This window comes from Actinoplanes sp. CA-142083 (assembly GCF_050942195.1).
In the GTDB taxonomy this organism is placed as follows: domain Bacteria; phylum Actinomycetota; class Actinomycetes; order Mycobacteriales; family Micromonosporaceae; genus Actinoplanes.
Window position 1 is genome coordinate 9,267,358 of the sequence record NZ_CP192076.1, and the last position, 26,880, is coordinate 9,294,237.

At 69.3% G+C, this 26,880-nt stretch carries 31 protein-coding genes; 13 read left to right on the top strand and 18 right to left on the bottom strand.

Going from position 1 to position 26,880, the window contains the following annotated elements:
- Positions 1-32: 32 nt before the first annotated feature.
- A complete protein-coding gene (locus ACQPZX_RS42600; protein ID WP_433368972.1) occupies positions 33-350 on the top strand; it encodes a hypothetical protein in 318 nt (105 codons plus the stop codon).
- An 11-nt stretch (positions 351-361) separates the two neighbouring features.
- Here the strand turns inward: ACQPZX_RS42600 and ACQPZX_RS42605 are convergent, their stop codons facing one another.
- The 5 genes from ACQPZX_RS42605 to dxr all read right to left on the bottom strand — a co-directional run bounded on the left by ACQPZX_RS42605 (position 362) and on the right by dxr (position 5,939).
- The gene (locus ACQPZX_RS42605; protein WP_433368975.1) at positions 362-940 is read right to left on the bottom strand and encodes a DUF3885 domain-containing protein; all 579 of its coding nucleotides are present in this window, start codon (positions 938-940) and stop codon (positions 362-364) included.
- A gap of 5 nt (positions 941-945) precedes the next feature.
- Entirely contained in the window at positions 946-2,172 is a 1,227-nt protein-coding gene (locus tag ACQPZX_RS42610) for a glycosyltransferase family 2 protein (RefSeq protein ID WP_433368978.1), read from the bottom strand.
- A gap of 110 nt (positions 2,173-2,282) precedes the next feature.
- Entirely contained in the window at positions 2,283-3,455 is a 1,173-nt protein-coding gene (ispG, locus tag ACQPZX_RS42615) for a flavodoxin-dependent (E)-4-hydroxy-3-methylbut-2-enyl-diphosphate synthase (protein ID WP_433368981.1), read from the bottom strand.
- A gap of 7 nt (positions 3,456-3,462) precedes the next feature.
- Positions 3,463-4,731: a M50 family metallopeptidase gene (locus ACQPZX_RS42620; RefSeq protein ID WP_433368984.1), complete on the bottom strand. Its 1,269-nt coding sequence runs from the start codon at positions 4,729-4,731 to the stop codon at positions 3,463-3,465.
- Complete coding sequence (gene dxr, locus ACQPZX_RS42625; RefSeq protein ID WP_433368987.1) at positions 4,731-5,939, bottom strand: 1-deoxy-D-xylulose-5-phosphate reductoisomerase; 1,209 nt, start codon at positions 5,937-5,939, stop codon at positions 4,731-4,733. The genes ACQPZX_RS42620 and dxr overlap by 1 nt, the downstream gene beginning before the upstream one ends.
- Before the next feature lie 59 nt (positions 5,940-5,998).
- Between dxr and ACQPZX_RS42630 the strand changes: the two genes are divergently transcribed.
- Together ACQPZX_RS42630 and ACQPZX_RS42635 are read left to right on the top strand one after the other, a co-directional pair.
- A complete protein-coding gene (locus ACQPZX_RS42630; protein WP_433368990.1) occupies positions 5,999-6,754 on the top strand; it encodes a YhjD/YihY/BrkB family envelope integrity protein in 756 nt (251 codons plus the stop codon).
- Positions 6,755-6,827: 73 nt separating this feature from the next.
- The gene (locus ACQPZX_RS42635; protein WP_433368993.1) at positions 6,828-8,423 is read left to right on the top strand and encodes a phytoene desaturase family protein; all 1,596 of its coding nucleotides are present in this window, start codon (positions 6,828-6,830) and stop codon (positions 8,421-8,423) included.
- Positions 8,424-8,527: 104 nt separating this feature from the next.
- On the opposite strand, the gene ACQPZX_RS42640 is transcribed toward ACQPZX_RS42635, so the two are convergent.
- Positions 8,528-10,084 (bottom strand): Rieske 2Fe-2S domain-containing protein, encoded by a 1,557-nt coding sequence (locus ACQPZX_RS42640; protein ID WP_433368996.1) that lies wholly within the window; start codon positions 10,082-10,084, stop codon positions 8,528-8,530.
- A 125-nt stretch (positions 10,085-10,209) separates the two neighbouring features.
- On the opposite strand from ACQPZX_RS42640, the gene ACQPZX_RS42645 reads away from it, so the two are divergent.
- Positions 10,210-10,443, top strand: a complete 234-nt coding sequence (locus ACQPZX_RS42645; protein ID WP_433368999.1) for a DUF2631 domain-containing protein — start codon at positions 10,210-10,212, stop codon at positions 10,441-10,443.
- 44 nt (positions 10,444-10,487) lie between these two features.
- Here the strand turns inward: ACQPZX_RS42645 and ACQPZX_RS42650 are convergent, their stop codons facing one another.
- From ACQPZX_RS42650 to ACQPZX_RS42685, 8 genes are all read right to left on the bottom strand, one after another.
- Entirely contained in the window at positions 10,488-11,648 is a 1,161-nt protein-coding gene (locus ACQPZX_RS42650; RefSeq protein WP_433369001.1) for a DivIVA domain-containing protein, read from the bottom strand.
- A gap of 37 nt (positions 11,649-11,685) precedes the next feature.
- A complete protein-coding gene (rlmN, locus tag ACQPZX_RS42655; protein ID WP_433369004.1) occupies positions 11,686-12,861 on the bottom strand; it encodes a 23S rRNA (adenine(2503)-C(2))-methyltransferase RlmN in 1,176 nt (391 codons plus the stop codon).
- A gap of 37 nt (positions 12,862-12,898) precedes the next feature.
- Positions 12,899-13,861 carry a phosphatidate cytidylyltransferase gene (locus ACQPZX_RS42660; RefSeq protein WP_433369007.1) on the bottom strand — a complete coding sequence of 321 codons (963 nt, stop codon included), beginning with the start codon at positions 13,859-13,861 and terminating at the stop codon, positions 12,899-12,901.
- On the bottom strand, positions 13,861-14,418 hold the full coding sequence (gene frr / locus ACQPZX_RS42665; protein ID WP_433369010.1) for a ribosome recycling factor: 558 nt from the start codon (positions 14,416-14,418) through the stop codon (positions 13,861-13,863). The genes ACQPZX_RS42660 and frr overlap by 1 nt, the downstream gene beginning before the upstream one ends.
- Positions 14,419-14,469: 51 nt before the next feature.
- Positions 14,470-15,231 (bottom strand): UMP kinase, encoded by a 762-nt coding sequence (gene pyrH / locus ACQPZX_RS42670; protein ID WP_433369013.1) that lies wholly within the window; start codon positions 15,229-15,231, stop codon positions 14,470-14,472.
- 99 nt (positions 15,232-15,330) lie between these two features.
- Entirely contained in the window at positions 15,331-16,164 is an 834-nt protein-coding gene (tsf, locus tag ACQPZX_RS42675; protein ID WP_433369016.1) for a translation elongation factor Ts, read from the bottom strand.
- 28 nt (positions 16,165-16,192) lie between these two features.
- Complete coding sequence (gene rpsB / locus ACQPZX_RS42680) at positions 16,193-17,116, bottom strand: 30S ribosomal protein S2 (protein WP_433369019.1); 924 nt, start codon at positions 17,114-17,116, stop codon at positions 16,193-16,195.
- A gap of 259 nt (positions 17,117-17,375) precedes the next feature.
- Positions 17,376-18,026, bottom strand: coding sequence for a hypothetical protein (locus ACQPZX_RS42685; RefSeq protein ID WP_433369022.1), 651 nt, complete (start codon positions 18,024-18,026; stop codon positions 17,376-17,378).
- A gap of 156 nt (positions 18,027-18,182) precedes the next feature.
- Between ACQPZX_RS42685 and ACQPZX_RS42690 the strand changes: the two genes are divergently transcribed.
- Together ACQPZX_RS42690 and ACQPZX_RS42695 are read left to right on the top strand one after the other, a co-directional pair.
- The gene (locus ACQPZX_RS42690; protein ID WP_433369025.1) at positions 18,183-18,542 is read left to right on the top strand and encodes a YraN family protein; all 360 of its coding nucleotides are present in this window, start codon (positions 18,183-18,185) and stop codon (positions 18,540-18,542) included.
- The gene (locus ACQPZX_RS42695; RefSeq protein ID WP_433369028.1) at positions 18,542-20,044 is read left to right on the top strand and encodes a YifB family Mg chelatase-like AAA ATPase; all 1,503 of its coding nucleotides are present in this window, start codon (positions 18,542-18,544) and stop codon (positions 20,042-20,044) included. The genes ACQPZX_RS42690 and ACQPZX_RS42695 overlap by 1 nt, the downstream gene beginning before the upstream one ends.
- A 33-nt stretch (positions 20,045-20,077) precedes the next feature.
- Here ACQPZX_RS42695 and ACQPZX_RS42700 read toward each other — a convergent pair whose 3' ends face one another.
- The 3 genes from ACQPZX_RS42700 to ACQPZX_RS42710 form a co-directional block, all read right to left on the bottom strand.
- On the bottom strand, positions 20,078-20,437 hold the full coding sequence (locus tag ACQPZX_RS42700; RefSeq protein WP_433369031.1) for a hypothetical protein: 360 nt from the start codon (positions 20,435-20,437) through the stop codon (positions 20,078-20,080).
- Between the two features lie 554 nt (positions 20,438-20,991).
- Positions 20,992-22,422 (bottom strand): helix-turn-helix domain-containing protein, encoded by a 1,431-nt coding sequence (locus ACQPZX_RS42705; protein WP_433369034.1) that lies wholly within the window; start codon positions 22,420-22,422, stop codon positions 20,992-20,994.
- Between the two features lie 99 nt (positions 22,423-22,521).
- Positions 22,522-22,713: a hypothetical protein gene (locus tag ACQPZX_RS42710; RefSeq protein WP_433369037.1), complete on the bottom strand. Its 192-nt coding sequence runs from the start codon at positions 22,711-22,713 to the stop codon at positions 22,522-22,524.
- Between the two features lie 183 nt (positions 22,714-22,896).
- On the opposite strand from ACQPZX_RS42710, the gene ACQPZX_RS42715 reads away from it, so the two are divergent.
- From ACQPZX_RS42715 to ACQPZX_RS42735, 5 genes are all read left to right on the top strand, one after another.
- A complete protein-coding gene (locus ACQPZX_RS42715) occupies positions 22,897-23,217 on the top strand; it encodes a hypothetical protein (RefSeq protein WP_433369040.1) in 321 nt (106 codons plus the stop codon).
- A gap of 14 nt (positions 23,218-23,231) precedes the next feature.
- Positions 23,232-23,426 carry a hypothetical protein gene (locus tag ACQPZX_RS42720; RefSeq protein WP_433369043.1) on the top strand — a complete coding sequence of 65 codons (195 nt, stop codon included), beginning with the start codon at positions 23,232-23,234 and terminating at the stop codon, positions 23,424-23,426.
- Positions 23,423-24,061, top strand: a complete 639-nt coding sequence (locus ACQPZX_RS42725) for a helix-turn-helix domain-containing protein (protein WP_433369046.1) — start codon at positions 23,423-23,425, stop codon at positions 24,059-24,061. Before ACQPZX_RS42720 ends, ACQPZX_RS42725 begins: the two co-directional genes overlap by 4 nt.
- A gap of 238 nt (positions 24,062-24,299) precedes the next feature.
- Positions 24,300-24,692: a DUF6907 domain-containing protein gene (locus ACQPZX_RS42730; protein ID WP_433369049.1), complete on the top strand. Its 393-nt coding sequence runs from the start codon at positions 24,300-24,302 to the stop codon at positions 24,690-24,692.
- Positions 24,689-25,291: a DUF6907 domain-containing protein gene (locus tag ACQPZX_RS42735; RefSeq protein ID WP_433369052.1), complete on the top strand. Its 603-nt coding sequence runs from the start codon at positions 24,689-24,691 to the stop codon at positions 25,289-25,291. The genes ACQPZX_RS42730 and ACQPZX_RS42735 overlap by 4 nt, the downstream gene beginning before the upstream one ends.
- Positions 25,292-25,707: 416 nt before the next feature.
- Here ACQPZX_RS42735 and ACQPZX_RS42740 read toward each other — a convergent pair whose 3' ends face one another.
- Positions 25,708-26,217, bottom strand: a complete 510-nt coding sequence (locus tag ACQPZX_RS42740; protein ID WP_433369055.1) for a hypothetical protein — start codon at positions 26,215-26,217, stop codon at positions 25,708-25,710.
- A gap of 141 nt (positions 26,218-26,358) precedes the next feature.
- On the opposite strand from ACQPZX_RS42740, the gene ACQPZX_RS42745 reads away from it, so the two are divergent.
- Together ACQPZX_RS42745 and ACQPZX_RS42750 are read left to right on the top strand one after the other, a co-directional pair.
- Positions 26,359-26,556, top strand: a complete 198-nt coding sequence (locus ACQPZX_RS42745; RefSeq protein ID WP_433369057.1) for an excisionase family DNA-binding protein — start codon at positions 26,359-26,361, stop codon at positions 26,554-26,556.
- A complete protein-coding gene (locus ACQPZX_RS42750) occupies positions 26,553-26,756 on the top strand; it encodes a hypothetical protein (protein ID WP_433369060.1) in 204 nt (67 codons plus the stop codon). The genes ACQPZX_RS42745 and ACQPZX_RS42750 overlap by 4 nt, the downstream gene beginning before the upstream one ends.
- Positions 26,757-26,880: the final 124 nt, after the last annotated feature.

Here is a 26,880-nt window from a genome sequence, read left to right on the forward strand (position 1 = left end):
GCCGGCGACTCAGCCAAGACGAGATTGCGATCGTGTCCGTCCTCCTGGACAACTTGGACGGGATCCTGTTCTGGACGCAGATCGCGGATCTGCGCGTGGTGAGCGGCTGCTCATGCGGTTGTCCCACAGTCGACTTCCGAAGCGGCCCCGACGACGGCCTCGAGCTCATCGCCGACGCCAAGGTCGCGGGAACCGACGGCGACGCGGTCCTGCTGTTCGCCCGCGACGGCGTGCTCGACCGTCTGGAGTACATGTGGGTCGGCGGCCCTCCCCCGGCCACCTGGCCGTCCCCGGAGCTGCTGGTCGAGCCCCGGCGCCCGGCCGACGTAGCGATCGAGGTGACCGACTGACCCGGCCGCGGTCACAAGCCGCCCGGGTGCGCGGACAGCCACTCAAGATGCCGACGCCGCAGGGCGTCACGCTCGCCCTCGGACGGCAGGATGACGTCGATGCCTCCGTCGTAGGGGTGGCACAGCCATCGCAGGCCGGCGTCCGCCACCACCACATTGGCGATCACATCATCGGCGACCTGCCGCAGCAACGAATCCACACACCCCACCGACCAGGGCGTCCGGCTCGCATACAGGTGCATCCAGCTTTCGGCGCCGGGAGCGTCCTCCATCGGGACGCTCGTCCAGTACGTCGCTCCCGGGTGGACGGCCACGGTTTCCGGCGAGCGACACGGCTCCCGCGGCTCCGGCGTATCGGAATAGCCCGCCGTGATGACCAGGATCTCGGGCGCCGTCACCAGCTCGGCAAGGATGGCGTTGTTCCGGGCCAGAATGGTGTCGTACTCGGCCGGGGATCCGGGATAGCGCCTGGACTCCGGAAGGGTGTGGAAGCGCACCCATCGGTCGCGGACGTTGCGAAGTTCGTACGGCAGTTTCGAGGAGCCCGGCCACCGCTCGTCCCACAGGCGCGACAGCGCGACGGCGTCCACGTGTGTCAGGCGTTGGTGAGGGTGCGGTCGCCGGCGCGCTGGCGGGGGATGCGCTCGGTGAGGGTGGTGGCGGTGCGGACGCCACGCAGGGTCAGGAGGCTGGCGAACAGGCCGGCGAAGACGTTGATCACGCCGAGGGCGATCGCGGTGGCCGACGGCAGCACCAGGCGGATCGTGCCGCGGGGATCCAGGTGGCCGAAGCCGGTCTCGCCCCAATGGGTGACGGCCAGGATCGTGCCGGCCAGGCCGACGAGGATCAGGAGCAGGCCGATCGCGACGCCGCGCTCGAAGCTCAGCCAGCGGACCCAGCGGCTCAGCGCACGGTCGCGCACCAGGCCCTCGAAGCGGCCGTACAGCTCGGCGAACCCTCCGAACAGGACCAACTGGGCGCCGACCAGGATCGCCACGCAGGTGTACGCCAGGGCGTTGATGTCGAACTGGACGTCGCCGATCGAGCGGGGTCCGAAGGAGAGAACGGCGGTGCCGATCACGCCGATCAGGAAGACGATCAGGCCGGGCCAGATGAGTGTGCGCCGTGGGGCGAAGACCAGCAGGAAGCGCAGGTGGCGCCAGCCGTCGCGCCAAGTGCGCAGGTGCGGTGGGCGGCTGCGGCCGTCGGGCTGCAGCGTGGTCGGGACCTCGGTCATGTCGTAGCCGCTCAGCGACGCGCGGACGACCAGCTCGGAGGCGAACTCCATGCCGGGCATGCACAGGTCGAGCTCGCGGATGCGGTCGCGCCGGAAGCCCCGGATGCCACAGTGGAAGTCCTTGATGCCCTTGAGGCCGATCAACGCCCGGCCGACCCAGGACAGCACGGGGTTGCCCAGGTAGCGGTGCAGGAACGGCATGGCGCCGGGGGCGATGCCGCCGCGGAAGCGGTTGCCCATGACGATGTCGTGGCCGGCCCGCAGGCCCTCGATGAACGGGCCCAGGTCGGACAGGTCGTACGAGTCGTCGGCGTCGGCCATGATGACGTACTTGCCGCGGGCCTGCTCGATGCCGTTGAGCAGGGCGCCGCCGTAGCCGCGGATGGGGGCGTGGACGACGCGGGCGCCGGCGGCCCGGGCGATCTCCTGCGAGCCGTCGGTGGAGCCGTTGTCGCTGACCAGCACCTCGCCCTCGACGCCGAGCTCGGCGAGCGAGGTCAGGGCCTTGCGGACACACACCTCGAGCGTCTCGGCCTCGTTGAGGCACGGCAGGAGGACGGTGACTTCAAGGTCGTCATTGGACATGGTTGGGCGATTCGCTTTCGGCAGTGCGGCTGGATGCGCTCCAGCCTCTCAGAGCCGCGCAATGCCCCCTGACGAAAACGGGGGCCCGGAGGCCCCCATTTACCTATATTTCAATGCACCGTTACCTGCGGCCCCGGCATCAGCTCGCGCAGCTCGTCGGGCAGGTCGGCGCCCATCTCGTCGGCGAGGCGCAGCGCCTCCTCGACCAGGGTCTCGACGATCACCGACTCGGGCACCGTCTTGATCACCTGGCCCTTGACGAAGATCTGGCCCTTGCCGTTGCCGGAGGCGACGCCCAGATCGGCCTCACGGGCCTCACCGGGGCCGTTCACCACGCAACCCATGACCGCCACCCGCAGCGGCACCGGGAAGCCCTCCAGGGCCGCGGTGACTTGCCCGGCGAGCGTGTACACGTCGACCTGGGCGCGGCCGCAGGACGGGCAGGACACGATCTCGAGGCCACGCTCGCGCAGGCCCAGCGACTCGAGGATCGCGTTGCCGACCTTGATCTCCTCGACCGGCGGGGCGGAGAGCGACACCCGGATCGTGTCGCCGATGCCCTCGGCGAGCAGCGCGCCGAACGCCACCGAGCTCTTGATCGTGCCCTGGAAGGCCGGGCCGGCCTCGGTGACGCCGAGGTGCAGCGGGTAGTCGCACTGCTCGGCCAGCTGGCGGTAGGCCCGGATCATGACGACCGGGTCGTTGTGCTTCACCGAGATCTTGATGTCGCGGAAGCCGTGCTCCTCGAACAGCGAGCACTCCCAGAGCGCCGACTCGACCAGGGCCTCGGCCGTGGCCTTGCCGTGCTTTTCCAGCAGGCGCTTGTCGAGGCTGCCGGCGTTGACGCCGATCCGGATCGGGATGCCGGCGTCGGAGGCCGCCTTCGCGATCTCCTTGACCTTGTCGTCGAACTGGCGAATGTTGCCCGGGTTGACCCGGACCGCCGCGCAGCCGGCGTCGATCGCCGCGAACACGTACTTCGGCTGGAAGTGGATGTCGGCGATCACCGGGATCTGCGACTTCTTGGCGATCGCGGGCAGCGCCTCGACGTCGTCCTGCGACGGCACGGCCACCCGGACGATCTGGCAGCCCGAGGCGGTGAGCTCGGCGATCTGCTGCAGCGTGGAATTGACGTCGGCGGTGAGCGTCGTGGTCATCGACTGGACGCTCACCGGGGCGCCACCGCCGACCGGCACGTTGCCCACCATGATCTGGCGGCTCTTGCGCCGGGGCGCCAGCGGCGGCGGGGGCACGGCCGGCATACCGAGACTGACAGCGGTCACTGTGGCATCACCTATTGAAGATCTGGATCGGGTTGACGATATCGGCGGTAACGGTCAGCAGGGTGAACGCGCCACCGATGAGAATGACCGCGTACGTGATCGGCATGAGCTTGTAGTAGTCGACGCGGCCCGGGTCGGGCTTGCGCAGCCGGGCGTACAGCAGGGAGCGCAACCGCTCGAACCAGGCGATCGCGATATGCCCGCCGTCGAGCGGGAGCAGCGGCAGCAGGTTGAAGATGCCGATGAAGATGTTCAGCGTGATGAAGATGTTGAGGAAGAGCTCGGGCACGCCGTGCTCGATCGCCTCGCCGCCGAGCCGGCTCGCGCCGACCACGCTGATCGGGGTGTCGGGGTCGCGCTCGCTGCCGGTCAGCGAGTGCCAGAGGGCCGGCACCTTCGCCGGGATCTTGCCGAGCGACTTGAACGTGTTCTCGACGATGAACCAGCCGTAGTTGAACGTGGCCGGGACGGCCGAGGCCGCGTTGTACTTGATCGTGCCGGGGACGCCGACGTTGTCCCAGCCGAGCGCGGCCACCGAGACCTGGCTGGTCGCCGTGGCGTCCTCGTCGGTCAGCGACGCGCGGTTGGCGGTGACCAGGTCGACCTGGACGGTCTTGGTGACGCCGTCGCGGACGAACTCGAAGTCGGTCTTGCCGGCCGGCAGCGAGCGGATCGCGGTCGTCAGGTCGCCGTAGGTGGTGATCGGGGTGGCGCCGACCTTGGTGATCAGGTCGCCGTCGCGGATGCCGGCCGCGTACGCCGGTCCGGCGACCCCGCCGTTCTGACCCGGGACGCAGTCCTGCTGGGTGGTCGGGATCGTGACCCACGTGCAGTCGGAGACCGTGACGTACGCCTTCTGCTTCGCTTCGTCGGCGTTGGTCGTCGGGTAGTGCGTGTTGGGCAGGCCGAGCGTGAACGCGACCACCCAGGCCGCCGCGAGGGCCAGCAGGAAGTGGGTGATCGAGCCCGCGGACATGACGATCGTCCGCTTCCACACCGGGAACCGCCACATGGCGCGCGGCTGGTCTTCCGGCTCGACGTCGTCGTCCTGCGGCGTCATGCCCACGATCTTGCAGAAGCCGCCGAGCGGGATGGCCTTGAGGCCGTACTCCGTCTCGCCTCGCCGGAACGAGAAGATCGTCGGACCGAAGCCGACGAAGTACCTCGTCACCTTCATGCCGAAGCGCTTGGCGGTGATCATGTGGCCGGCCTCGTGCAGGCTAACCGAGATCAGGATGGTCAGCGCGAAACCGGCCACTCCCAGCCAGTACAGCATCAGGCTCCTTCAGCCACAGTTGCGATCATCCGCTGTGCCTGGGCACGGGCCCATGCCTCGGCGGCAAGCACGTCCTCGACGGTACCCGGCTCGGCAAACTCCGGAGCCGCGTCCAGGACGCGTTCCAGGGTGTCGACGATGCCCAAAAAAGGTAGCCGACCGGCGACGAACGCGGCCACACACTCCTCGTTCGCGGCGTTGTAGATCGCCGGGCGGCGGTGCCCGGCCCGGCCCGCGGCCTTGGCCAGCCGGACCGCGGGGAACGCCTGATCGTCGAGCGGGCGCAGCTCCCAGTTGTGCGCCTCGCGCCAGTTCACCGGCCGCGCCGCCTGCGGGACCCGCTCCGGCCAGGCCAGCGCGAGCGCGATCGGCAGCCGCATGTCGGGCGGGCTGGCCTGCGCCAACGTCGAGCCGTCGGCGAACTCGACCATCGAGTGGATCACCGACTGCGGGTGCACCATCACCTCGATGTCGTCGTAGCCGACCCCGAACAGCTCGTGCGCCTCGATCACCTCGAGCGCCTTGTTGACCATGGTGGCCGAGTTGATCGTGACGACCGGTCCCATGTCCCAGGTCGGGTGCTTGAGTGCCTCGTCCGGCGTGACCTCCGCCAGCTCCTCGCGCCGCCGGTCGCGGAAGGCGCCGCCGCTCGCGGTCAGGATGAGCTTCGTCACCTCGGCCGCCGTGCCGCCGCGCAGGCACTGGGCGAGCGCCGAGTGCTCCGAGTCGACCGGCACGATCTGGCCGGGCTTGGCCACCCGGCGCACCAGCGGGCCGCCGGCCACCAGCGACTCCTTGTTGGCCAGGGCGAGGATCCGCCCCGCCTCGAGCGCCGCGAGGGTGGGCGCGAGGCCCAGGCTGCCGACGACGCCGTTGAGCACCACGTCGCAGGGCAGGCGGGCCAGCTCGGTCATCGCCTCCGGCCCGGCCACGATCCGCGGGATCTTGAAGTCACCGGTCGCATAGCCACGCTTCTGCGCCTCGGCATAAAAGGCCAATTGCAGATCCTGTACGGCCGTGGAGCGCGCCACGCCGACGACGTCGACGCCCAGCTCGAGGGCCTGCTCGGCGAGCAGCTCGACGTTGCCGCCGCCCGCGCCGAGCGCCACCACCCGGAACCGGCCGGGGTTGCGCCGGACGATGTCGATGGCCTGGGTGCCGATGGAGCCCGTCGAGCCGAGCAGAACTAGGTCGCGCATGCCGCCCATCTTCCCGGACGCGCTCTGGGTATAGGGAGGCGGTGTTCCGACTACTGCGAGGACGGGACGTGGCGCTGCGGGCGGCCGCGGTCACCTTCTACGGCGGGATCGCCGTCGTGCCGATCGCGCTGCTCGCGATCTGGGTGACCGGCCGGGTGGCGGGCGCCGCCCGGGTGCGCCGCCTGACCGGCCACACGCTCGACGCGCTGCCCTCCGACATCGGCGCGCCGCGGGCGCTCGCCGCGCTGATCGAGGCCGGTCTGCATCTGACGCCGTGGCTGGCGCTGGCCAGCCTGCTGCCGGCCACCCTCTACGGCGAGGGCCTGCGCCGGGCGTTCGTCTCGCTGCGCGAGCCGGACTCGCCCGACACCGCGGTGGGCTGGAAGGGCCGGTTGCTCTGGCTGCCGGCACTGGCGGCGGCGCCGGCGTTGCTCTTGGCGATGTTTCTCGCGCTTCCGGTCACAAGTTCCTATTGGGTACGGGGTGGCTGGTATGCGGTCCTCGCGGTGATCCTGTCCTTTCTGGCGTGCTGGCTGCTCCTCACGCCGGTGGTGATCTGGGTCTACCGGTACGTCGCGCCCGGCCGCCCGTCCTGGCTGGTGACCGTGCTGATCGGCTCGTTCACGGCCGCCAACCTGTCCGGCTTCCTGCACGGCTTCGTGCTGTTCTGCTCGCTCCCGCTCGACCTCGGCGCCCCGTTCGGCGGGTTCGATCAGATCGGCGGCATGGTCGCCATCGGCCTCTGGCTATACCTGCTGCACATGATCCTTCTGGCCGGCTACGCCGCGACGTGGAGCCTCTCGGCCGCCCGGCCCCGGCCTTGAGCAACTCTGAGCTACTTTTCGCATACGAAACGCCGAAGCGAACACCCATTTCGGCGCGCTACGCTCGCTCGTCATGACCACCATCCCCGCTCGCGCCGACGTTGTGATCATCGGCGCTGGTCACAACGGCCTCGTTTCCGCGATTCTGCTGGCCCGGGCCGGGCTCGACGTCGTCGTGCTCGAGTCCGCGAGCGTGCTGGGCGGGGCCACCCGCACCGAGCGACCGTTCGCCAAGGTGCCCGGCCTCGGGCAGTCCACCGGTTCGTACCTTCTCGGTCTCATGCCGCCCGAGCTGCTGCGCACCCTCGACCTCGACATCCCGGTGCTGCGCCGCGACCCGCACTACTTCCTGCCCACCCCGGGGCCGGCCGGCTCGCCGTACCTGTTGTTCGGGCGCGACCGCGACGCCACCCGGGCGCAGATGGAGCGCTTCTTCTCCCCGCGCGACCTGACGGCCGACGAGCAGTTGGCGGTCGAGATCGCGGCGCTGCGGTCCGACCTCGCGCCGGCCTGGCTCGAGGAGCCGATGAGCGTCGAGGACATCGCCGACCGGCACATCCGGCCGCAGCTGCAGAGCACCTTCATCGATCTCGTGCGCGGCTCGGTCGCCGACTACCTGGCCCGGTTCGGCTTCAAGAGCGAGCTGCTCATGAGCATGTACGCGGTGACCGACGGCCTCTCCGGGCTGAACGCGGGGCCGGACGACCCGGGCACCGGGCACAACTTCCTGGTGCACAACATGTGCCGGCTGCCCGGCGCCGACGGCACCTGGATGATCGCCGAGGGCGGCATGGGCACGGTCTCGCGCACGTTCGCCGAGGCCGCCCGGGCCGCCGGGGCCCAGCTGTTCACCGACGCCCGGGTCGCCTCGGTGACGATGGACGGCGGAGCGGCGAGCGGCGTCGTGCTGGCCGACGGGCGGTCGCTGTCGGCGCGCGTCGTGCTCGGCAGCTGCGACCCCTACCAGCTGATGAGCCTGGTGCCGGCGGGCGCGCTGCCGTCCGAGCTGACCACGCGCATGGAATCGGTCAAGCGGCCGGGCACCACGATGAAGCTCAACCTGGCGCTGCGCGGCCTGCCGCAGTTCTCCTGCCTGCCGGCGGGCGCGGCGTCGCCGTTCGGGTCGACGATCCACCTGCTGCCGGGCTCGGCCGGGCTGGCCGGCCCGGACGACCGGGAGTCGCCGATGGCGGCCCTGCGGGCGATGTGGGCCGAGGTCCAGGCGGGCCGCCTCCCCGAGGAGCCGACCATCGAGTGGTACGTGCACACCACGGTCGACCCGTCGCTGCAGGATGCGGAGGGCCACCACTCGTCGGCGCTCTTCGTCCAGTCCGTGCCCTACTCGCTGGAGGGCACGACCTGGGAGGCCGAGCTCCCCGGCTACGTCGACAAGCTGCTGGCGATCTGCGACCGCTACGCGCCGGGCACGTCCGACCTGGTCGCCGACGTGATGCCGCTGACCCCGCCCGGGATCGAGCAGCACTTCGGGATCACCGGCGGCCACATCCACCACGTCGACAACACGGTGGCGTTCAACGAGCGCATGCCGTATTTCACGGGCGTGGACGGCCTCTATGCCGGCTCAGCCGGGACCCACCCGGCCGGCAGCGTGATCGGCGCCGCCGGGCACAACGTCGCCAAGCGCGTCCTGGCCGATCTGGGTCTTTGACCACTCACGCAGAATGAAGGGCCAGGGCCAGCTTTGCTGGGCCCCGGCCCGGCCTCGGCGGGAGCGACGGTCTGCACCACCCACCCAGGCACGACATCGGCTTTTTAGGGATTTGTCTTTTCTGCGCGGATCTTGTGGCCGACGCTCGTCAGGCAACGCCCGCTGGGCAGGTCGAACTTCCAGCCGTGGAGCTGGCAGGTCAGGGTGTTGCCGTCGACGATGCCGAAGCGGCTGAGGTCGGCCTTGAGGTGCGGGCAGCGGCGCTGCAGAGTCCAGTCACCGAGCTGCGTGTCCTCGGCCTCGACCGCCTTCTCGTGCTCGTCGTACCAGCCCTCGGCGTACTGCAGGCGCTCCTCGGAGAGGCACTTGAAGAACGCGTAGACGAACTCGTTGTACTGGCCGATGCGGGCCGCGGAGAAGCGGCAGGACAGGAACAGGCTGTTGACCCAGTCACCCTCGTCGATGTGGATCAGGTGCTCGACGAGGGCGCGGCCGGTCTTGAAGCGGTAGCGGACCTTCTCGTCGGCGTAGGGGCGGACCTGCTTGCCGGGGAAGTCGACGACGATGGACTCGATGATGTTGCCGGTCGGGCCGTCGGTGTCGGTGAAGTCGAAGCGGACCGGGCCGCCGACGCCCTGAGCCATGTAGATCGACTCTTCGAGCAGGGGCTCGATGCGCTTCTTGAGCTCGCCGAGGACGTCGATCTCGGGGTGGCGCCAGGACGCTTTCTCGGCCGCGATGATCGGGGCCTTCCTGGTGCGCATCTCTTCGAGGTGCGCCTTCTTGTTGGCGAAGAACTCGTCGACGTCGGTCGGGTGCGTGGTGGTCGCGCCCTTCTCCGACAACTCGGTCACTGAGCCGGGCAGCAGGACGATGCCGTTGGTGCCGCCGACCTTGGCGTACTCGGACATGAAGACCGACTGGTCGGGGAAGATGTTCCCCTCGTCGCCGAAGATGTCGTTGAACTGCCAGAGCTCGTCGTCGAGGAAGCATGGCGGGCCGGCGATCGGGAAGACGTGGTCGGCCTTGAGGTCGTCGATGTAGCGCCACGTGCGGTCGAACTGGCGGTCGCGCTTCTGCTTGCCGAACGCCGTTTTCGCCCCGTCGGGCAGCTCGTAGACCATCGGGTACCAGATCGCGCCGGAGAATTGCAGCATGTGCGCGTGCACATGGCCGAGCTCGGCGAACGTGGTCAGGTCGGTGGGGCGGGCATCGTTCTGGTTGAGCACGCGTACGCCATCGTGCTCCACCCACAGCGAGGAGTCGCCGATCGGGCCGTCGGTCGGGCTGATCAGCGCCTGGATCATCACCTTGAGCCCGCCGTCGAGCTCGTGCACCTCGTTGGACACCGTCTTGAGGAACCTGGTGAAGCCGAGGTCGCGCAGCTCGTCCTCGAGCTGGCTGGTCGGGTACTCCGGCAGCAGGACCGTGGCCTTCTTGCTGATGAAGCGCGTGAGGTGGGCCGCGTCGAAATGGTCGCGATGCAGGTGGGAGACGTAGAGGTAGTCGACGTCACCGAGCGTCTCCCAGTCCAGCTGGGAGTTGTCGGGGAAGGGGAACCACGAGGCGAAATATGCCGGGTTGACCCACGGGTCGCACAGAATGCTGCCGGCGGACGTGTCGATCCGCATGCTCGCGTGGCCGGTGCCCGTGATCCGCACTGTTGCTCCTCCTCCGGTTACTCCTGCGGGTCCGAAGGTACCCGGTCCGGGTTGGTGCCTTGCGTGCGGAGGCGGCGTGCGAGACTTGACGGTACTGAGATCGCTTGCGAGGAAGGACTATCGCCGTGTCTGCGGAACAGGACCCGGTCTACGCGCCCGACCAGCTCAAGCCGGGCAACCGTAAGGCGGCGCGGCTCGGCGCGCTCGGCACGGCGGTCGTCATGCTCATGTTCTTCTGGGGCAACCACGAGGGCAACACGGAAAACATCTGGCTGGTGGTCATCGCGGTCGGCCTGATCGGCATCGTGATCGCCGATACCGTGCTGCGGCGGAACGGGCTCAAGCCGAACGATCAATGATCTGTCTTACGGAAAAGGCCCGCTTTCGCGGGCCTTTTTCCGTTTCATCGCCTTCTTAGCAGAATGTCCTTGACTTCCCGCAACGCGGCATCCACCTCGGCCTCGAAGTAGCCGCCCGAGACCAGGCCGAACTGCAGCATGTCCAGCTCGTTCTCCGGCACCGGCATCGGGCCGCGGCCGGTCATCGCCTGCAGGATGCCCTCGAACAGGCGGTCGACCTGCATCGGGTCATAGCCGCTGCCGAAACGGCGCACCTGGAACGTGCGGCGCAGCTGGTCGACGCGGTAGAGCTCGCCGCCCGGCTCGCCCATCGGCGGAGGAAGCTGCGGGCCGCCGTAGCCGCCGCCACCCATCGGCGGGCCGCTCATCGGGGCCCCGCCGTAGCCGCCACGCGGGTCGGGCTCGCCGTAACCGCCCCGCGGGTCGGCGTCGCGCTGCGGCATGCGGATCTCGGCGGTCATGTCGGTCTTGCCGTGCCGACCCGCCTCGAAGCCGTCGAAGCCGCCCGTGTCGTAACCGCCGGTGTCGTAACCGCTCGGGTCGTAACCCGGCGGCGGTCCCGGCCGCTGCGGAAGCTGCGGCTGCTGGCCACCGTACGGCGACGGAGGGTCCTCGTAGCGCCCGTACGGGTCGTTGGGGGGCATCTGCTGCCGCTGGGGCATCTGCTGCGGCTGCATCCGGTCCTCGCGGATCGGGGCGGGCAGGCGCTCAGTCGGCGGGGCCATCCGGCCGGCCATGCCGCCGTTGCCCATGCCGCCACCGGTCATGCCACCACCGGTCATGCCGCCCATGCCACCGGCGCCCATGCCGGCCACCGCGCCGCCGCCGGTCATGCCGGCGCCGCGACCGGCCATGCCGCCGCGGATGTCGCCCGTGTTGCCACCGCCGGAGTTGCCGCGGATGTCGCCGGTGCTCAGGCCGCCGCGCATCGAGTCGCGCATCGGGTCGACCGGCCGGCCGCCGCGGTCCTCCAGCTCGGCGAGCTGGCGCTCCACCCGGTCGAGGTGCAGGTCGACCTGCCACTCGTCGTACCCGCCGAAGCGCACGCGGAAGACGACGTCGTGCACCTCCTGAGCGCCGACCGGCGGGCCCACCTGCTCACCGGCCAGGGTGGCCTCGACGCGGTCGAGGAAGCCGTCGACCTCGTCGACCTTGTAGCCGCGCCGCAGCGCACGCCGCCGGAAACGCTGCCCCTGACTCGTCACAACGTCTCCCACTCCGCTCGCTGGGACCTACGCCCAGTCACTGTGCCACCTCCGCGTCGGCGGCGCCCCCTGCGCTCGCCTCCGTGAGCTCGCCCGCGGCCAGCTGGCCGCATGCTCCGTCGATCTCCCGGCCCCGGGTGTCGCGGACCGTCGTCGCCACGCCCGCATCACGCAGGTGGCGCACGAACTCGCGCTCGACCGGTTTCGGACTCGCATCCCACTTGCTACCCGGTGTGGGGTTGAGCGGGATGAGATTCACATGCGCCAGCTTGCCGTGCAAGAGCCGGCCGAGAAGGTCGGCACGCCAAGGCTGATCGTTCACGTCCCTGATCAGGGCATACTCGATCGAGACCCGACGACCTGTCCGCGCCGCGTAGTCGAACGCGGCATCGAGCACCTCGGCCACCTTCCAACGCTGGTTGACGGGCACTAGCTCATCGCGCAGATCATCATCGGGGGCATGCAGGGACAGCGCAAGGGTCACGGACAGCTCTTCCGCGATCAACCGCCGCATTGCGGGCACGAGACCCACGGTCGAGACGGTTATGTGCCGTTGCGAAAGGCCGAGGCCCTCCGGGGCGGGAGCGGTCAGCCGCCGCACCGCCTCGATCACCCGGGGGTAGTTGGCCAGCGGCTCGCCCATCCCCATGAACACGACCCGGGACAGCCGCGGCGGTGAGCCGGTGACCGCGCCGGACGCGGCGACCCCGGCCAGATAGACGACCTGATCGACGATCTCGGCGATCGAGAGGTTGCGGGTCAGGCCCTGCTGGCCGGTCGCGCAGAACGGGCAGGCCATGCCGCAGCCCGCCTGGCTGGACACACAGGCGGTCACCCTATCCGGGTAGCCCATCAGCACGCTCTCGACCAGCGCGCCGTCGTGCAGCCGCCACAGCGTCTTGCGGGTGGCGCCGTCGTCGCAGGCGAGCTCCCGCACCGGGGTCAGCAGCGTGGGCAGCAGGTCACCGGTGATCCGCTCCCGCGAGGCGGCCGGCAGGTCGGTCATCGCGTCGACGTCGCGGACCAGGCGGCCGAAGTAGTGCGTGGAGAGCTGCTTGGCGCGGAACGCGGGCTCGCCGAGGGTGGTGACGGCCGCCTTGCGGGCCGCGAGATCGAGGTCGGCGAGGTGGCGCGGGGGCATCGACGGACGGCGCCGGGTGGTGACCGCGTCGGGCTGATCGGGGCTGGTCGGGATGACCGGAAGAATCGTCATGGCGTATCCAGTCTCCCACGCCGCGCGAGTTGGTCCCTCATAGCTGGTTGGCGATCACAGCGAAGAGGAGGTACGCGGTGGGCACGGCGAACAGGATCGAGTCGAGCCGGTCCATCACGCCGCCGTGGCCGGGCAGCAGGTTGCTCATGTCCTTGAGGCCCAGGTCGCGCTTGAGCATCGACTCGGCCAGGTCGCCGACCACCGCCACCACCGAGAGCACCGCGCCGAAGAGCAGGCCCCAGTAGGACGGGATGTCGAGCAGGAAGTAGAGCAACAGGGCGCTGCCGATGGCGGCGGCGCAGATCGAGCCGGCGAAACCCTCCCAGGTCTTGCCGGGGCTGATCGACGGGGCCATCTTGTGCCGGCCGAGGAAGACGCCGGCCGCGTACCCGCCGGTGTCGGAGAGCACAACCGCGAAGAGCGTGCAGAGGATCCGCCAGCGGCCGTCGCCCTCGGCGTCCGGAAGCTGGAGCAGCACGGCGAAGCTGAGCAGGAACGGCACGTAGACCGCGATCATCAGCGTCGCGGTGAAGTCCCGCCGCACCGCCTGCGGGCCGTCGGCCAGCCGCCACAGCAGCGACGCGACGATCGTCACCACCAGGCCGACCAGCAGCGAGTCGGGGCCGTCGTGCCAGGCCAGGCCGACCATCAGCAGGGCGCCGCCGAGCAGCGGGATGATCGGAGGGTGGGCGCCGGACTTCTTGAGCGCCTGGGTCATCTCCCAGACACCCACGCCGGCGGCCACGGCGATCAGGCCGGGGAAGGCCGGCGGCCAGATCAGCAAGGAGGCGAGGACGAGAAGGACCAGGCCGACACCGACCGCGATGGCGGCCGGGAGGTTGCGGCCGGCGCGGCTCTTGCCGGCATTTCCGTTCTTACCGGCACGGCGCCGCCCGGGCCCGCGCTTCGCGGGCTCGGGCTCAGGCTCCGGGTCGGGGATGATGTCCCCCAAGTGCTGCGGGCGCGCATCCGGCCCGGCGGGCGGATCGAGGTAGGACATCAGACCTCGAGCAACTCGGCTTCCTTGTGCTTGACGAGCTCGTCGACGACCGAGACGTAACGGTGGGTCACGTCGTCGAGCTCCTTCTCGGCACGGCGGCCGTCGTCCTCGCCGGTCTCGCCGTCCTTGACGAGCTTGTCGATCTGCTCCTTGGCCTTGCGGCGGACGTTACGGATGGCCACCCGGCCCTCCTCCGCCTTGGTGCGCGCGACCTTGATCATCTCGCGGCGGCGCTCCTCGGTCATCTGAGGCAGGTGGATCCGCAGCTGGGTGCCCTCGTTGTTGGGGTTGACACCGAGGTCGGAGTCGCGGATCGCGCGCTCGATCGGGCCCAGCTGGCTGGCGTCGTACGGCTTCACGATCACCATGCGGGGCTCCGGGACGCCGACCGAGGCCATCTGCGTCACCGGCGTGGGCGCGCCGTAGTAGTCGACCACGATCTTGGAGAACATCGCCGGGGTGGCCCGCCCGGTGCGGATCGCGGCGAACTCCTCCTTGGCGTGCTCGACCGCGCTCTCCATCTTTTCTTCGGCCTCGAAGAGGGTCTCGTCGATCACCGGCTCTTCTCGCCTCCTTGCTTTCTTCGGTGGTGCGGGGACGGTTGGGGCTCAGGCCGTGATCAGCGTGCCGATTTTCTCGCCGCTGACGGCGCGAACGATGGTGTCGTCGCCCTCCGCACCGAAGACGAGCATCGGCAGCTTGTTCTCCTCGCAGAGGCTGAAGGCGGCCTGGTCGGCCACCCGCAGTCCGCGCTGGAGGATCTCCTGGAAGGTGGCGGTTTCGAGCTTCTGCGCGTTGGGGTCGACGCGCGGGTCGGCGGAGTAGACGCCGTCGACGCCGTTCTTGCTCATCAGCACGATGTCGGCGTGGATCTCCAGCGCGCGCTGGGCGGTGACGGTGTCGGTGGAGAAGTACGGCATGCCGGCGCCGGCGCCGAAGATCACCGCGCGCCCCTTTTCCAGATGGCGGATCGCGCGCAGCGGGATGTAGGGCTCGGCGACCTGGGCCATCGTGATCGCGGTCTGCACCCGCGTCTCGATGCCCTCCTTCTCCAGGAAGTCCTGCAGGGCGAGAGCGTTCATCACGGTGCCGAGCATGCCCATGTAGTCGGCGCGGTTGCGGTCCATGCCGCGCCGCTGCAGCTCGGCGCCGCGGAAGAAGTTTCCGCCGCCGACCACGATGGCCACCTGGATGCCGCGGCGGATGACCGTGGCGATCTGCCGGGCGACGCCCTGCACGACGTCGGGGTCGACGCCGACCGCGCCGCCGCCGAACACCTCGCCGGAGAGCTTGAGCACGACCCGACGGGGCCGCAAGGACGGCGGAGTCGGATCGTCAACCGGACTTGCCTGCTCGGTCACCATCGTCATGCGACCCGCCTTCCCTTCATAGCTTCGCAGAGACCTTATGTGACGGGGAGGCCGGGCGCAGAATCGCGTTCCCGACCTCCCTAGCCACTTGCGCTCGTCTTACTCTTGGCCAACCTCGAACCGGACGAACCGGGTGATGTCGAGGCCCGCCTCGCTCGCGATCTGCTTCACGGTCTTCTTGTTGTCGACCACGGAGGACTGCTCGAGCAGGACGAAGTCCTTGAAGAAGGAGTTCACCCGGCCCTCGACGATCTTGGGCAGCGCCTTCTCGGGCTTGCCCTCCTCCTTGGCGGTCTCCTCGGCGATGCGCCGCTCCGAGTCGACGACCTCGGCCGGCACGTCCTCACGGGTGAGGAAGCGCGGGCGCATGGCGGCGACCTGCATGCCGATGCCACGGGCATCGGCGTCGGCGGCCTCGTCGGTCTTGCCCTCGTACTGCACGAGGACGCCCACCTGCGGCGGCAGGTCCTGCGCCTTGCGGTGCAGGTAGACCGCGACGTTCTCGCCGTCGAGGACGACGAAGCGGTTCACGACGATCTTCTCGCCGATCTTGGCGCTGTACTCCTGGATGGTGTCGGCGACGGACTTGCCGTCCTCCAGGGTGGCGGCCGAGAGGCCGGCGGCGTCGGCGATGCCGTTCTTGGCGCCGAACTCGACCAGCTGCTGACCCAGCGCGACGAAGTCGGGGGTCTTGGCGACGAAGTCGGTCTCGCAGTTGAGCTCGAGAAGCGCCTTGCCGTAGTGGCTCACGATGCCGTTGGCGGCGGTACGGCCGGCCCGCTTGCCGACGTCCTTGGCGCCCTTGATGCGCAGGAACTCGACGGCCTTGTCGAAGTCGCCCTCGGACTCCTCGAGCGCCTTCTTGCAGTCCATCATGCCGGCACCGGTCAGGTCGCGGAGCTTCTTGACGTCCGCGGCGGTGTAGTTAGCCATGACTCTCTCTTTACTGGGCGTCTTGGTCTTACTCGGCGGGGACGGTCTCGGCCGGGGCGGCCTCGGCGGCCGGAGCGGCCTCGGCAGCAGGAGCCGCCTCGGCAGCAGGAGCCGCCTCAGCAGCCGGGGCGGCCGGGGCGGTCTCGTCGGCGGCCTTCTTCTCGGCGCCCTCGTAGAGGTCGCGCTCCCACTCGGGCAGCGGCTCGCCGGCGGCGACGGTGCCCACCTCGGGCTTGGTGTCCTCGCCGCCGCGGTTGCGGCCGGAGCGAGCGATCAGGCCCTCGGCCACGGCGCTGGCGACGACCTTGGTGAGCAGCTCGGCGGAGCGGATGGCGTCGTCGTTGCCCGGGATCGGGAAGTCGACCTCGTCCGGGTCGCAGTTGGTGTCGAGCACGGCGATCACCGGGATGCCCAGCTTGCGGGCCTCGTCGACGGCGATGTGCTCCTTCTTGGTGTCCACGACCCAGATCGCCGACGGCACCTTGGTCATGTCACGCAGACCGCCGAGGGTCTTGGTGAGCTTGTCCTTCTCGCGGGAGAGCTGCAGGGTCTCCTTCTTGGTGTACCCGGCGGCGGTGCCGCTCAGGTCACCGAGAGCCTCGAGCTCCTTCATCCGCTGCAGCCGCTTGTAGACGGTCTGGAAGTTGGTGAGCATGCCGCCCAGCCAGCGGTGGTTCACGTACGGCTGGCCGACGCGGGTCGCCTGCTCGGCGATGGCCTCCTGCGCCTGCTTCTTGGTGCCGACGAAGAGGATGTGGCCACCCTCGGCGACGGTGTCACGCACGTAGCTGTACGCCTTCTCGATGTAGTCGAGCGTCTGGCGCAGGTCGATGATGTAGATGCCGTTACGCTCGGTGAAGATGAAGCGCTTCATCTTCGGGTTCCAGCGCCGGGTCTGGTGCCCGAAGTGGACACCGCTCTCCAGCAGCTGGCGCATGGTCACGACGGCCATGGTGGGTTGCTCCCTGTTTTCCCTGGTTGTCACGCTCACCGGCGGTGGGCGTCCTGGTGCCCGGTCGCCGGCCACAGTCGGACCCGATGATGATCGAGACCAGGGAGGGCCGTCGCTGCCGGTCTCGGTTTAAGGGGACCTGACAGAGGGCACGCGAGGTCGACCGCACGTGGCGGTCGCCGAGTCACAAGCATACGCCAGGTTGAAGCCCTGGTTTTTTGTGGGGTTTCCGGCCGTTCCGCGGCTTTTCAGGCTTCTTTCAGGCGACCGCGAGGCCGGCGGCCAACAGCAAGACCAAACCCGCGGGCAGGTACGCCACGGGCGGGCGTAGCCAGGTCTCCCGGGTGATCGTGCCACCCCGGGCGATCGTGAACAGCCCGATGCCCGTCAGCGCGAAGCCGAGCGTGAGCAGGACTGCCGGGACAATGCCGCGGGCGGTCGGGTCGCCGCTGAAGGTCTGGTCGATCAGCAGGCGGACGACCGGGATCATCAGGACGACCATGACGATCGCCACCACGAACGACGAAACCGGGCGGCGGGACTGGTAGACGCCCTCCGGGGGGCGCTGGGCGCTGATCGGCGGGACCAGGCTCGTCGGCTCGGCCATCGGCTGCGGCATTGGCTGCATCGGGGCATCCGTCGGGCGAATTGTCGGATATTCCGGTCCGCGGACGGGAATGCGGCCCGAATCCATCTCGCCCGGTCGCGCGTGACTGCCCGTCGTCGCGAGCGGATCGGTCAGGGCGTACGGGTTGGCCGCCGGCACCGCGGACGGGCGCTGCTCCGGCAGGCGGAACGCGCCGCTCGGGCGCTCGTGGATCCCCGAGGTCTCCGGGTCGGTCGTATGGGCGTACTGACCCTGGCCGGAGTACCAGCTCGGCTCGTCGTCGGCGTAGCGGTGTCCTTCCACGATGTCGCACCGTAAGTGACCACGGTCGCCGATGCCACCGCTGGGCCCATAACACACACGAACGACTACTGTGCGGTTTTCCACAGTTGCGCTCTGTCCACAGGCTGAGCGAATTTCCCGCGCAAGGTCGCCCCGCGCGGTGCACGGTCTCCGGCCATGACGACGGAACGACAGGCGGTCGGCGCGTACGGCGAACGCGTCGCCGCCCGCTACCTGCAAGACGCGGGCCTGGTGGTCCTCTACCGGAACTGGCGCTGCCCCGACGGCGAGCTCGACCTCGTCCTGCGCGACGGCGACGTGCTCGTCTTCTGCGAGGTGAAAACGAGACGCAGCGATCTCTACGGCACCCCGGCCGAGGCGGTCACTCCCGAGAAGGTGCACCGGCTGCGCCACCTGGCCAACCGGTGGCTCGAGGAGACCGGGCTGCACGCGCGCACGCTCCGCTTCGACGTGGTCGAGGTGCTGCCGCAGCCGCGCGGCGCTTCCCGGGTCAGGCACCTCCCCGCGGCGTTCTGATGAGCTACGCACGCGTCCTCTGCGTCGGCCTGGTCGGCGTATCCGGCCACGTCGTCGAGGTCGAGGCCGACCTGAACACCGGCCTGCCCGCCGTGGTGCTGACCGGGTTGCCCGACACGGCGCTGAACGAGGCCCGGGACCGGGTGCGGGCCGCCGTCGTGAACTCGGGACAGACGTGGCCCAACCGCCGGATCACCGTCAACCTGCTGCCGGCCGACCTGCCCAAGCACGGGAGCAGCTTCGACCTGGCGATCGCCGCCGCCCTGCTCACCGGCGCCGGCGACCTGCCGAACGGGCCGCTGAAGGACGTCGTCATGCTGGGCGAGCTCGGTCTGGACGGCGCGGTCCGGCCGATACGCGGGGTCCTGCCGATGGTGGCCGCAGCGGCGCGAAGCGGGGTGACCCGCGTGATCGTTCCGCTGGGGAACGCCTGCGAGGCGGCGGCGGTGCCCGGGGTGACCATCCGTGCCGTCGACACGCTGCGCCGGCTGGTCGACTTCGTCCGCGGCGACGACGGCCTCCTGGACCCTCCCCCGACCGGCGCCGCACCGCCAGCGGCCGGCCCCGACCTGGCCGACGTCGCCGGTCAGCAGTTGGGCCGATACGGCCTGGAGGTGGCGGCGGCGGGTGGTCATCACCTGGCGCTGTTCGGATCTCCAGGCGCGGGCAAGACCATGCTGGCCGAACGTCTCCCGTCGATCCTGCCCGAGTTGGACGACGAAGCAGCCCTCGAAGTGACCGCGCTGCAGTCGATCGCCGGCGTTCTGCAGCCGGGTGGCCAACTGATCCGAAGACCACCGTTCCAGTCGCCGCACCACACGGCGAGCACTTCCGCCCTGATCGGAGGAGGAAGCGGACTGGCCCGGCCGGGCGCGCTCTCGCTGGCCCATCGGGGCGTCCTCTTTCTGGATGAGGTGTCAGAGATGTCCGGAAGGACCCTTCAAGCCCTTCGTGAGCCACTTGAAACCGGCCAGGTGATCCTCGCGCGAGCACGAGGCACCACGGAATACCCCGCGCGAGTACAGCTCGTGGTAGCGGCGAACCCGTGCCCTTGCGCCAGCCCGGCCGGAGACCAGCACTGCACGTGCTCGCCCTACATCCGTCGCCGCTACCGGGCCAAGCTGTCGGGGCCACTGCTCGACCGGATCGACATCCGGATCACGTTGCGTCCGATGCGCGCGGCCGATCTGGTCCCCAGCGACGGATCGGTCACGCCGTCCGCCGTCGTGGCCGAGAAGGTCTGCCGGGCTCGGAACGCCGCCGAGGAACGCTGGTCGTCGAATGGCTGGCGACTGAATGCCGAGGTTCCCGGGCCGGTCTTGCGCAGGCCACCGTGGCGGTTACCGCCGAAGGACACGGCGGATCTCCGTAGAGCGCTGGATCGGGGTCTGCTGTCCGCGCGCGGCTTTGATCGCGTGTTGCGACTGGCGAGAACCGGGTGGGAGCGTAACTCCGCATCCGGCGGAAGGGGTTGGATGCTCTGGAGGGGGCCTGTCATCTGAAGATGGCAGGCCCCCTCCGGTCAGGCTTCGGAGCTACGAGACGTAGTCGAACTCGACCTTCGTCGGGACGAAGTCGGTACCGGCAGTTGCGGAAGATTCGGACGGCCAGTTCGGCGTCGCACCACCGATCGCATGGATTGCTGTCCGGCAGAGCGTCAGCGCCGAGTCGACCGCCTTGCTGTCCGACTCCTCGGACACCAGAAAATCAACAGTGACCTGACCGGCCTCCGTGTCGCTGGACGTCGCCGAGTCGCGCATGTTGTCGTTGCACTTCTCCAGGTCCAGCAGGGCTTCCATGAGCCGCGCGCCCTCGTCATGGAGTTGCTCGGGCGGCAACGGGCGGCCTTTACGGTCACGGACAGAGAACACCAGCTCAAGCTGCAGTTCCACCATCAGTTGTCCCCTCCTTACTTCCAACAGGGCTTGCTGCGGGCCCACTGAAGTACGTGGTTCGCGTAATACCCGCCACTCGGTGTCAGGTGCACCTGCCGCTGATGCGCGCCGCAGGGACACCGGACGGTGTAGTACTTCGGTGGATCAATGATCTTATATCCGTGCTTGTGAAGCGTCAGAAGGACGGCTTCGAGCTCCTTCGTCGGGTGCCTCTTCCAGTAACCCAATAGTGCCCCCTGATCGGCCCGCCGGGCTAGCGCTTGCCCAACGAGCAACTCCCTCATACGGCACCGATAATCGGTCACCGGTGGCCAAACAGCCGCAAATTTCACTCGTACGAGCGCACAGAATCGGCCGACGTTAGGTGGAACACAGCAGGCTACGCAAGTTGATCGTGTCCCGGTCTACGCCAGCGGATAGCGGCGAGACGCCGGCGCAATAGCGGCCGGTAACTGCTGCCGCTTGCGGGCTGACCTGCGCAGACGTACGGCAATAGCGGATAGCGGCACGTCTGCTCCGGGCCCGGAAACCGCCCCGGCGCTTCACACCCGAGGTCACCGCAACAGCTCGAAGTGCTGCTCAGCCAGCGCCAGACATGCCGCCCCGCTCGGCGCGAATGACTCGGTGACCAAGAGCCGGCGGATGGTCTCCGGCGTGAAGGGGAACTCCTCGCTCTCGACCTCGCCCTCATCGTTGTGGTCGACCATCTTGCCGAAGATTTCGTCGAAGACCTCTGCGTCGAAGATCGCCACGGTGAGCACATCGCCCACGTAGTTCAGCGCGTCGACTCCCACGCCGAGGCAGTACACCCGGATACGACCGGCGGCCCGGGCGGCGTCGAGCGACCGGAACGGCTCGGTGTTCGCGTAGTCGATCGGCGGCCCGTCACCGTCATGCTCAGGGTTGCCCAGGTATTCCTCGCTGAACTCACGCATGACGTTGCGCCACAGATCGAAGTCCGGGGAGTCGGGCGCCGGTACGACCGATGCCGGCTGGAACACACCGGTGGGGAATACCGAGAGCATGCCGCCGGCGATCGCCACCTTGGCCGGGTTGCGGCGCATCAGGAAGAACGTCGATCCGGCCTTGCTTGCGCGGACCGTCAGCGTGCTGACTGAGATCATCAGCGGGTAGGCGGCCAGGTCGAACGGGTCGCGCAGGAGGCGGCGGAACGGGAGCCCTTCCCAGCTGATCGCGCCCAGCTCGCCCTGGTAGACCTTGCGCTGCCCCGCGAGGGCGGCTTCGTGGGCCAGCGCCTCGCCCACGTCGATCATGTCGAAGTAGCACATCCCGCCGAGCGTGAGGTGCATGTCCAGGCGGCCGCCGGCCGGGGCGACATCGAGCAGGCGGTAGCAGAGCCGGTTCTCGAAGAGCCGCGGCCGCGCCAGGTCGCGCATCGCGCGGTGATACCTGGTGTACTCCTGGCCTGCGGAGACCAGTGGGCGCACGGCCCTGGTCTCGCGCTCACCACCGTTGACCGCGGGCTGCGGGGTGTGCTCGCGCCACTGCAAGGACACCTCGGTCAGGTCGATGGGCTCGGTCAGTCGCCACCCGGGTGGGATGAGAATGCCGGTGTCACCGACCTTGAAGGCGTCCGGGTAGAGCGCGTAGACGGCATGGGTCAGCTCCCTGCGTTGCCTGCCGAGGAACCGGCGCGCGGCCATCCAATCCTCTTGACTCTCCGTGACCGGGTCTTCGCGACGGCGCCGCCGTCCCTCCGCCAGGCCGGCTAGTTGGCGCGGAATACCGAGCCCGTCGATGATGCGCTCGACCACGTCCAGGGTGAGTACGTGCCGCGATCCCCGCTCGATTTCGCTGACGTGCGGCTGTGGAAGGCCGACCAGGGAGCCGACGTCCGTCTGGCTCGACCCGGTCCACCGGCGGTAGATCCGGAACACGGCGCCGAAGTCCCGCTCGGCGAGCGCCTCGGCCATGTCCGGCCGCTCCCACAGGCCAGGCGGCGGCGTGGGCGCGGGTCGGGTCATGCTCGCTCGATCTCCTCATACGGCCGGGGTATACCGGCTTCGGCTGTCGGACGACGGGCGATCGCCGCTCTGATTGAGGGATCACCAGCCCTGCCTGAGTCAGGAGGCGACGTGATCCTCTTCAAGTGCGGCCGGCCGCTTCGGCAAGGGCCCCTCACGCAGATACCAGCGGACGAACTGTGCCAGCAAAGCCGACCGGTTCCTCGTCCCAGCGGCTTGCCCGAAGCGCGCCCAATCCTCAGCAGGCAGCCGAAACTTCTGGATCGGCGTGTGCTCGGGCTCCTTAATCACGGGCACAGGCTAATTGATGTGGCCACGTGTAGGCAAGGAGCCAGAGGCTCGGTTGTGTCCACAAGAAGGGCTTGCCTTGTGGCCACAAGGCGTTGTAGCGTGTGGCCACAAGGAAATGGACGGGCCCGGCAGGGATTGCCCTCCCTGTTGCTCCGGGCCCTTGATCGCCCCAGGAGGCGACCCGTGACCATCATGGCTGCTGCCCCGATCGCGAGCCAGTACCGGCTCAACGACGCGCCCACCCTCCGCCTGCTGCCCGATCCCGGATGCCCGCCCTGGTGTGTGATCCATCTGGGTGACGCTCCCGTCCTGCACGTCGGGGACAACGTCGCGATGGCCACGACCGGCCACGGCGAGCACCACGAGGTTCACGTGACCGAGGAACTCGGCGACCAGGCCGCGGTGCGCCTGGAGGGCGCCGGCGACATTGCGATGACTCCCGACGAGGCGCTGCACCTGGCCGGCCTGCTCATCCTCGCCGCACGCCGGGCGGTGTCGCGATGACCCTCGGTGTGCCTATGACCGCCGGCGGACCTTCCGAGCGGATGACGGCGGTCGTGACCGCTGAGCAGGCCGACGCCTTCCCGGCGCACGTCCGTCTCGAGCTGGCCACGCCCCGGGGCATTCCCAGCGGCGCCCCGATGACGCCGGACGAGGCGCTGCGGTTGTCGCGGCTGCTGAAGCTGGCTGCCCGTCGGGCGGTTTCGCGATGACCGCTACCTCCGGACTTCCCGACAGGATCAACTCGTCGGACCTCGCGCCCGCGCGGCACCTCGTCGCGGTCCCCGCCCTGGAGTACGAGCAGTGCCCACGGTGGTGCGGCGGCCACTGCGACCGGGGCGGCGTCCGTGTACACACCGGGCCCGCTGAGATCGTTGTCGGATCGGCGGTCGTGACCCTGTCGGTAGAGACGCACGACGACGGCCGCGGCAACGTGCGTGAGCTGTTCTGGCTGGGTGTCGACGGCGTGGACGTCGAGCTGAGCCCCGGCCGCACGCACGACCTCATGCAGGCCCTCGACCGGGTGTTCTGGAAGCTCGACCGCCGCGGCGCCCCGATCGGCTCCGATTCGGCGCGGTTCGAGTTCGCGGACAAGGTGAAGCGCCGCCTCGCCGCGGCCGGTGCGTCGCAGGCGGACCTCGCCCGGGAGGCGCACATCAGCCCGGCGATGCTGTCGCTCGTTCTCCGCGGACAGCGTGGTTGCAGCGAGAGCGTCGCAAGCGCCATCGAGACCGCGCTGGGCACCCTGTCTGCACAGCCGCACGCGCCACATGTTGCACCGAGCGCTGTGCGCACCGTTCCCGCCAGCGCCCGGTCGAGCGTCCACAACCGCGGCGGCAGGGCCTAGCTCAATCCCGGGAAGCACGCGTTGACGGTTCGTTGACGCTCCGGCCGGCGCGCGACGAGTGCTTCCGGCCGAGACCCGCGGGTGCGCCGGTACAGGCGGTGCACCCGCGCCAAACACCGCCACTCGGAAGCAGTCCCAGCAGCCCAAATGCACGCGCCAGGCGCGTCACTAACTGATCTCCAAGCGCGCCACCCACGCCGTAAACAAGTGCTTCTGAATCTTGAAGGGATGACGCAAGATGGCCGTCATCGAGTCGGACACTTTGTCCACCGACCAGAAGACCCCCGAGTGCCCTTGGTGGTGCACCGCCAACCACGGCGCGCCGCTCACCGCCGACAACGAACAGCACTACCAGCGACGCGCCCACGACGGCCGCGAGCGCTCGCTGCCCGGCGTCATCGACGAGCTCGGCGAGGCGCAGAGCGCCGCCGTGGCGCTCGTCCAGGTCGACAGCCTGTCCACCGGCGAGCGTGGCCCGGTCGGCGTCGCCGCGATCTGCGAGGGCGTCCTGACACCGAAGCAGGCCGAGCAGTTCGCCCGCATGGTGCTCCACGCCGCCGCCGAAGCGCGCCAGGCCAACGCCGGCGGCCTCGTACCGACGTCGGCCGAGCTTCGGGGGGCCGGCGCATGAGGCGGAACGTCGTCAGCACCGCCCCGTTCGTCAAGGTGGTCGCAGCGGAGGATCTCCGGGTCGGCAAGCAGCTGCTCACCGACGACGGCTGGCAGACCATCCGCGGCCTGGTCATGTTCGCCGACGCCGACCAGGTCAGCGTCTACACCGACGAGCGCGACGACGTCGCGACCTCCGGCTGGCGGTTCAGCTTCGGCGACTTCGTCCAGACCCGCCTCACACCCACCGCCGAAGAGCAGTACCAGCAGCAGCACCGCGAGCGCATGGAGCGCCGGCGCCGGCAGCGCGCGGCCAGGGCGGCCGCGGCCTGCCCTGAGTGGTGCATCGAGCATTACGACGGCGACGACGGACAGGAGCGCCAGACCAACCACAACGGCACGACCCTGACCGTCATCGGCGCAGATGTCGAGGACGGCCACCCGGTCGAGTTCGGGTTCTGGCTGGAACGCCGGGACCGGAAACACACCGGCGGGACGGAGACCGTCGTCGTGCTCGAGACGCGGCCGCACAGCGAGGACATCGAGCTGACGCCGGACGCGGTGCACCTGCTCGCGGCCCAGCTGCAGAGCCTCGGCCACCGCGCCCAGCTGCATCGGTGAGCGCGATGTCGCAGGCCGTGGTGCGGGCACAGATCTTTGGTGCGGGTCCGCACCACGGCCCGCACCGAGGGACAACCTGCGGGAAGACCCGGTTCGGTGCGGATGGTGCGGCTCTGAGATGCCACGGCAGAGCGGCTTGTCGCGGCGCCGGGATAGGGGTAGCTCCGCCGTTCCGTTCCGCGCAGGCAGAGGGCTTAGCCCTGATATCGGGACTGTTTCAGCCCTACTCAGCGGCGGTCACGGAACACGGAACATCGAAGTGTTTATGCAGCTCAGAGTCCGTGCGGAGTGTTCCGCCAAGCTGTTCCGTAGGCGGAACATGTTCCGCGACCGACGGAACACGATCAAGGGAAGGCGCCCGGCCCGCGACATGGGGTGCTTCCGAAGCGCGGGCGACGCAGCTTAGCGGGGCGGCATCAGCCGGCCTTGCCCCGGCGCGCCGGCGGGAGCAGACCGCGCAGGCGCGCCTCGCGTACCCAGGTGTGCACCGTCGGCGCCTTGACGCCGGCGGCTGCGGCAATGTTCGCGACCGGATACGGGACCGCGCGGGCCCAGAGCTTGTAGTGAGCTGCCACCAGCTGCGAGAACGCCTCGGGGTCGGACCGATCGGCGTCCTGCAGCGGCGTCAGCTTGGCGAGCTCTTCCCGAGCGGACTCGGCAAACTGGTCGTTCCGGTCATTCTCGACCGCAGCCACCGGCACGGCGCGCAGCATCTCCGCCGTGATCGCGCTGTCGATGAGCAGCATGCCGGCGAGTACCCAGCGGCCGTTCTCGTCCTCCCGGAAGCCGTACATCTGCAGTGTCTCCGGGGCCCGGGACGGCGCCGCACCGCCACCCCATCGCAGGTTCGTCTCGCGATTGAGGGTGCGAGTGAGCGTAAGGAGCAGGCTCTCGTCGTCAGGGTCGCGCGGTTCTCGTTCAATCACGTACGGAAGGGTACGCACCTTCCGCCGGACTCGTCAATGAACCCCGCAGGACTTGAAAGCGTGCGCGACATAGTGTTCCCTTGTCGCAGCGCCCACAAGCCCAGCGCGCTTCATGGAGGAACTATGCCGGGGATATCTGCCATGCCTCTCCTGCTCACCGTCGAGGAAGCCGCGGAGCAGCTCGGCATCGGACGGACCAAGACGTTCGCCCTGATCAGCGAGGGACACATCGAGACCGTGCAGATCGGCCGGCACCGCCGCGTTCCCAGCGAGGCGCTCGAGGCCTACGTGCGGCGCCTCCGCAAGGAGCAGGCCAAGCGCCGGCCGGTGGCGGCATGACCACGCCACCGATCTCAGCTGCCCCGGTCACGGCCGAGGCGTGCACAGAGGACGAGCGCACTGGCCTGGAGAAGGTTGTCAAGCGGATCGTCGACCAGGCCCCGCCGCTCACCGATCAGCAGCGCGCCCGGCTGGCCGTCCTTCTGCAACCCTCCGGCACGGGCGAAGGCGTGGCCAAGAAGAATCCGGAGGCCGCCTGAGATGTCTCAGACAGAACGAAGCGGCCCCCGCCACAGAGGCCGCCCCACCAACAACACCGAGGCTCAGGGTAACCCGGCAGCCGCCTCGGTGCCTACCGCGGCCGCGCCGATCCATCGCGGCAAA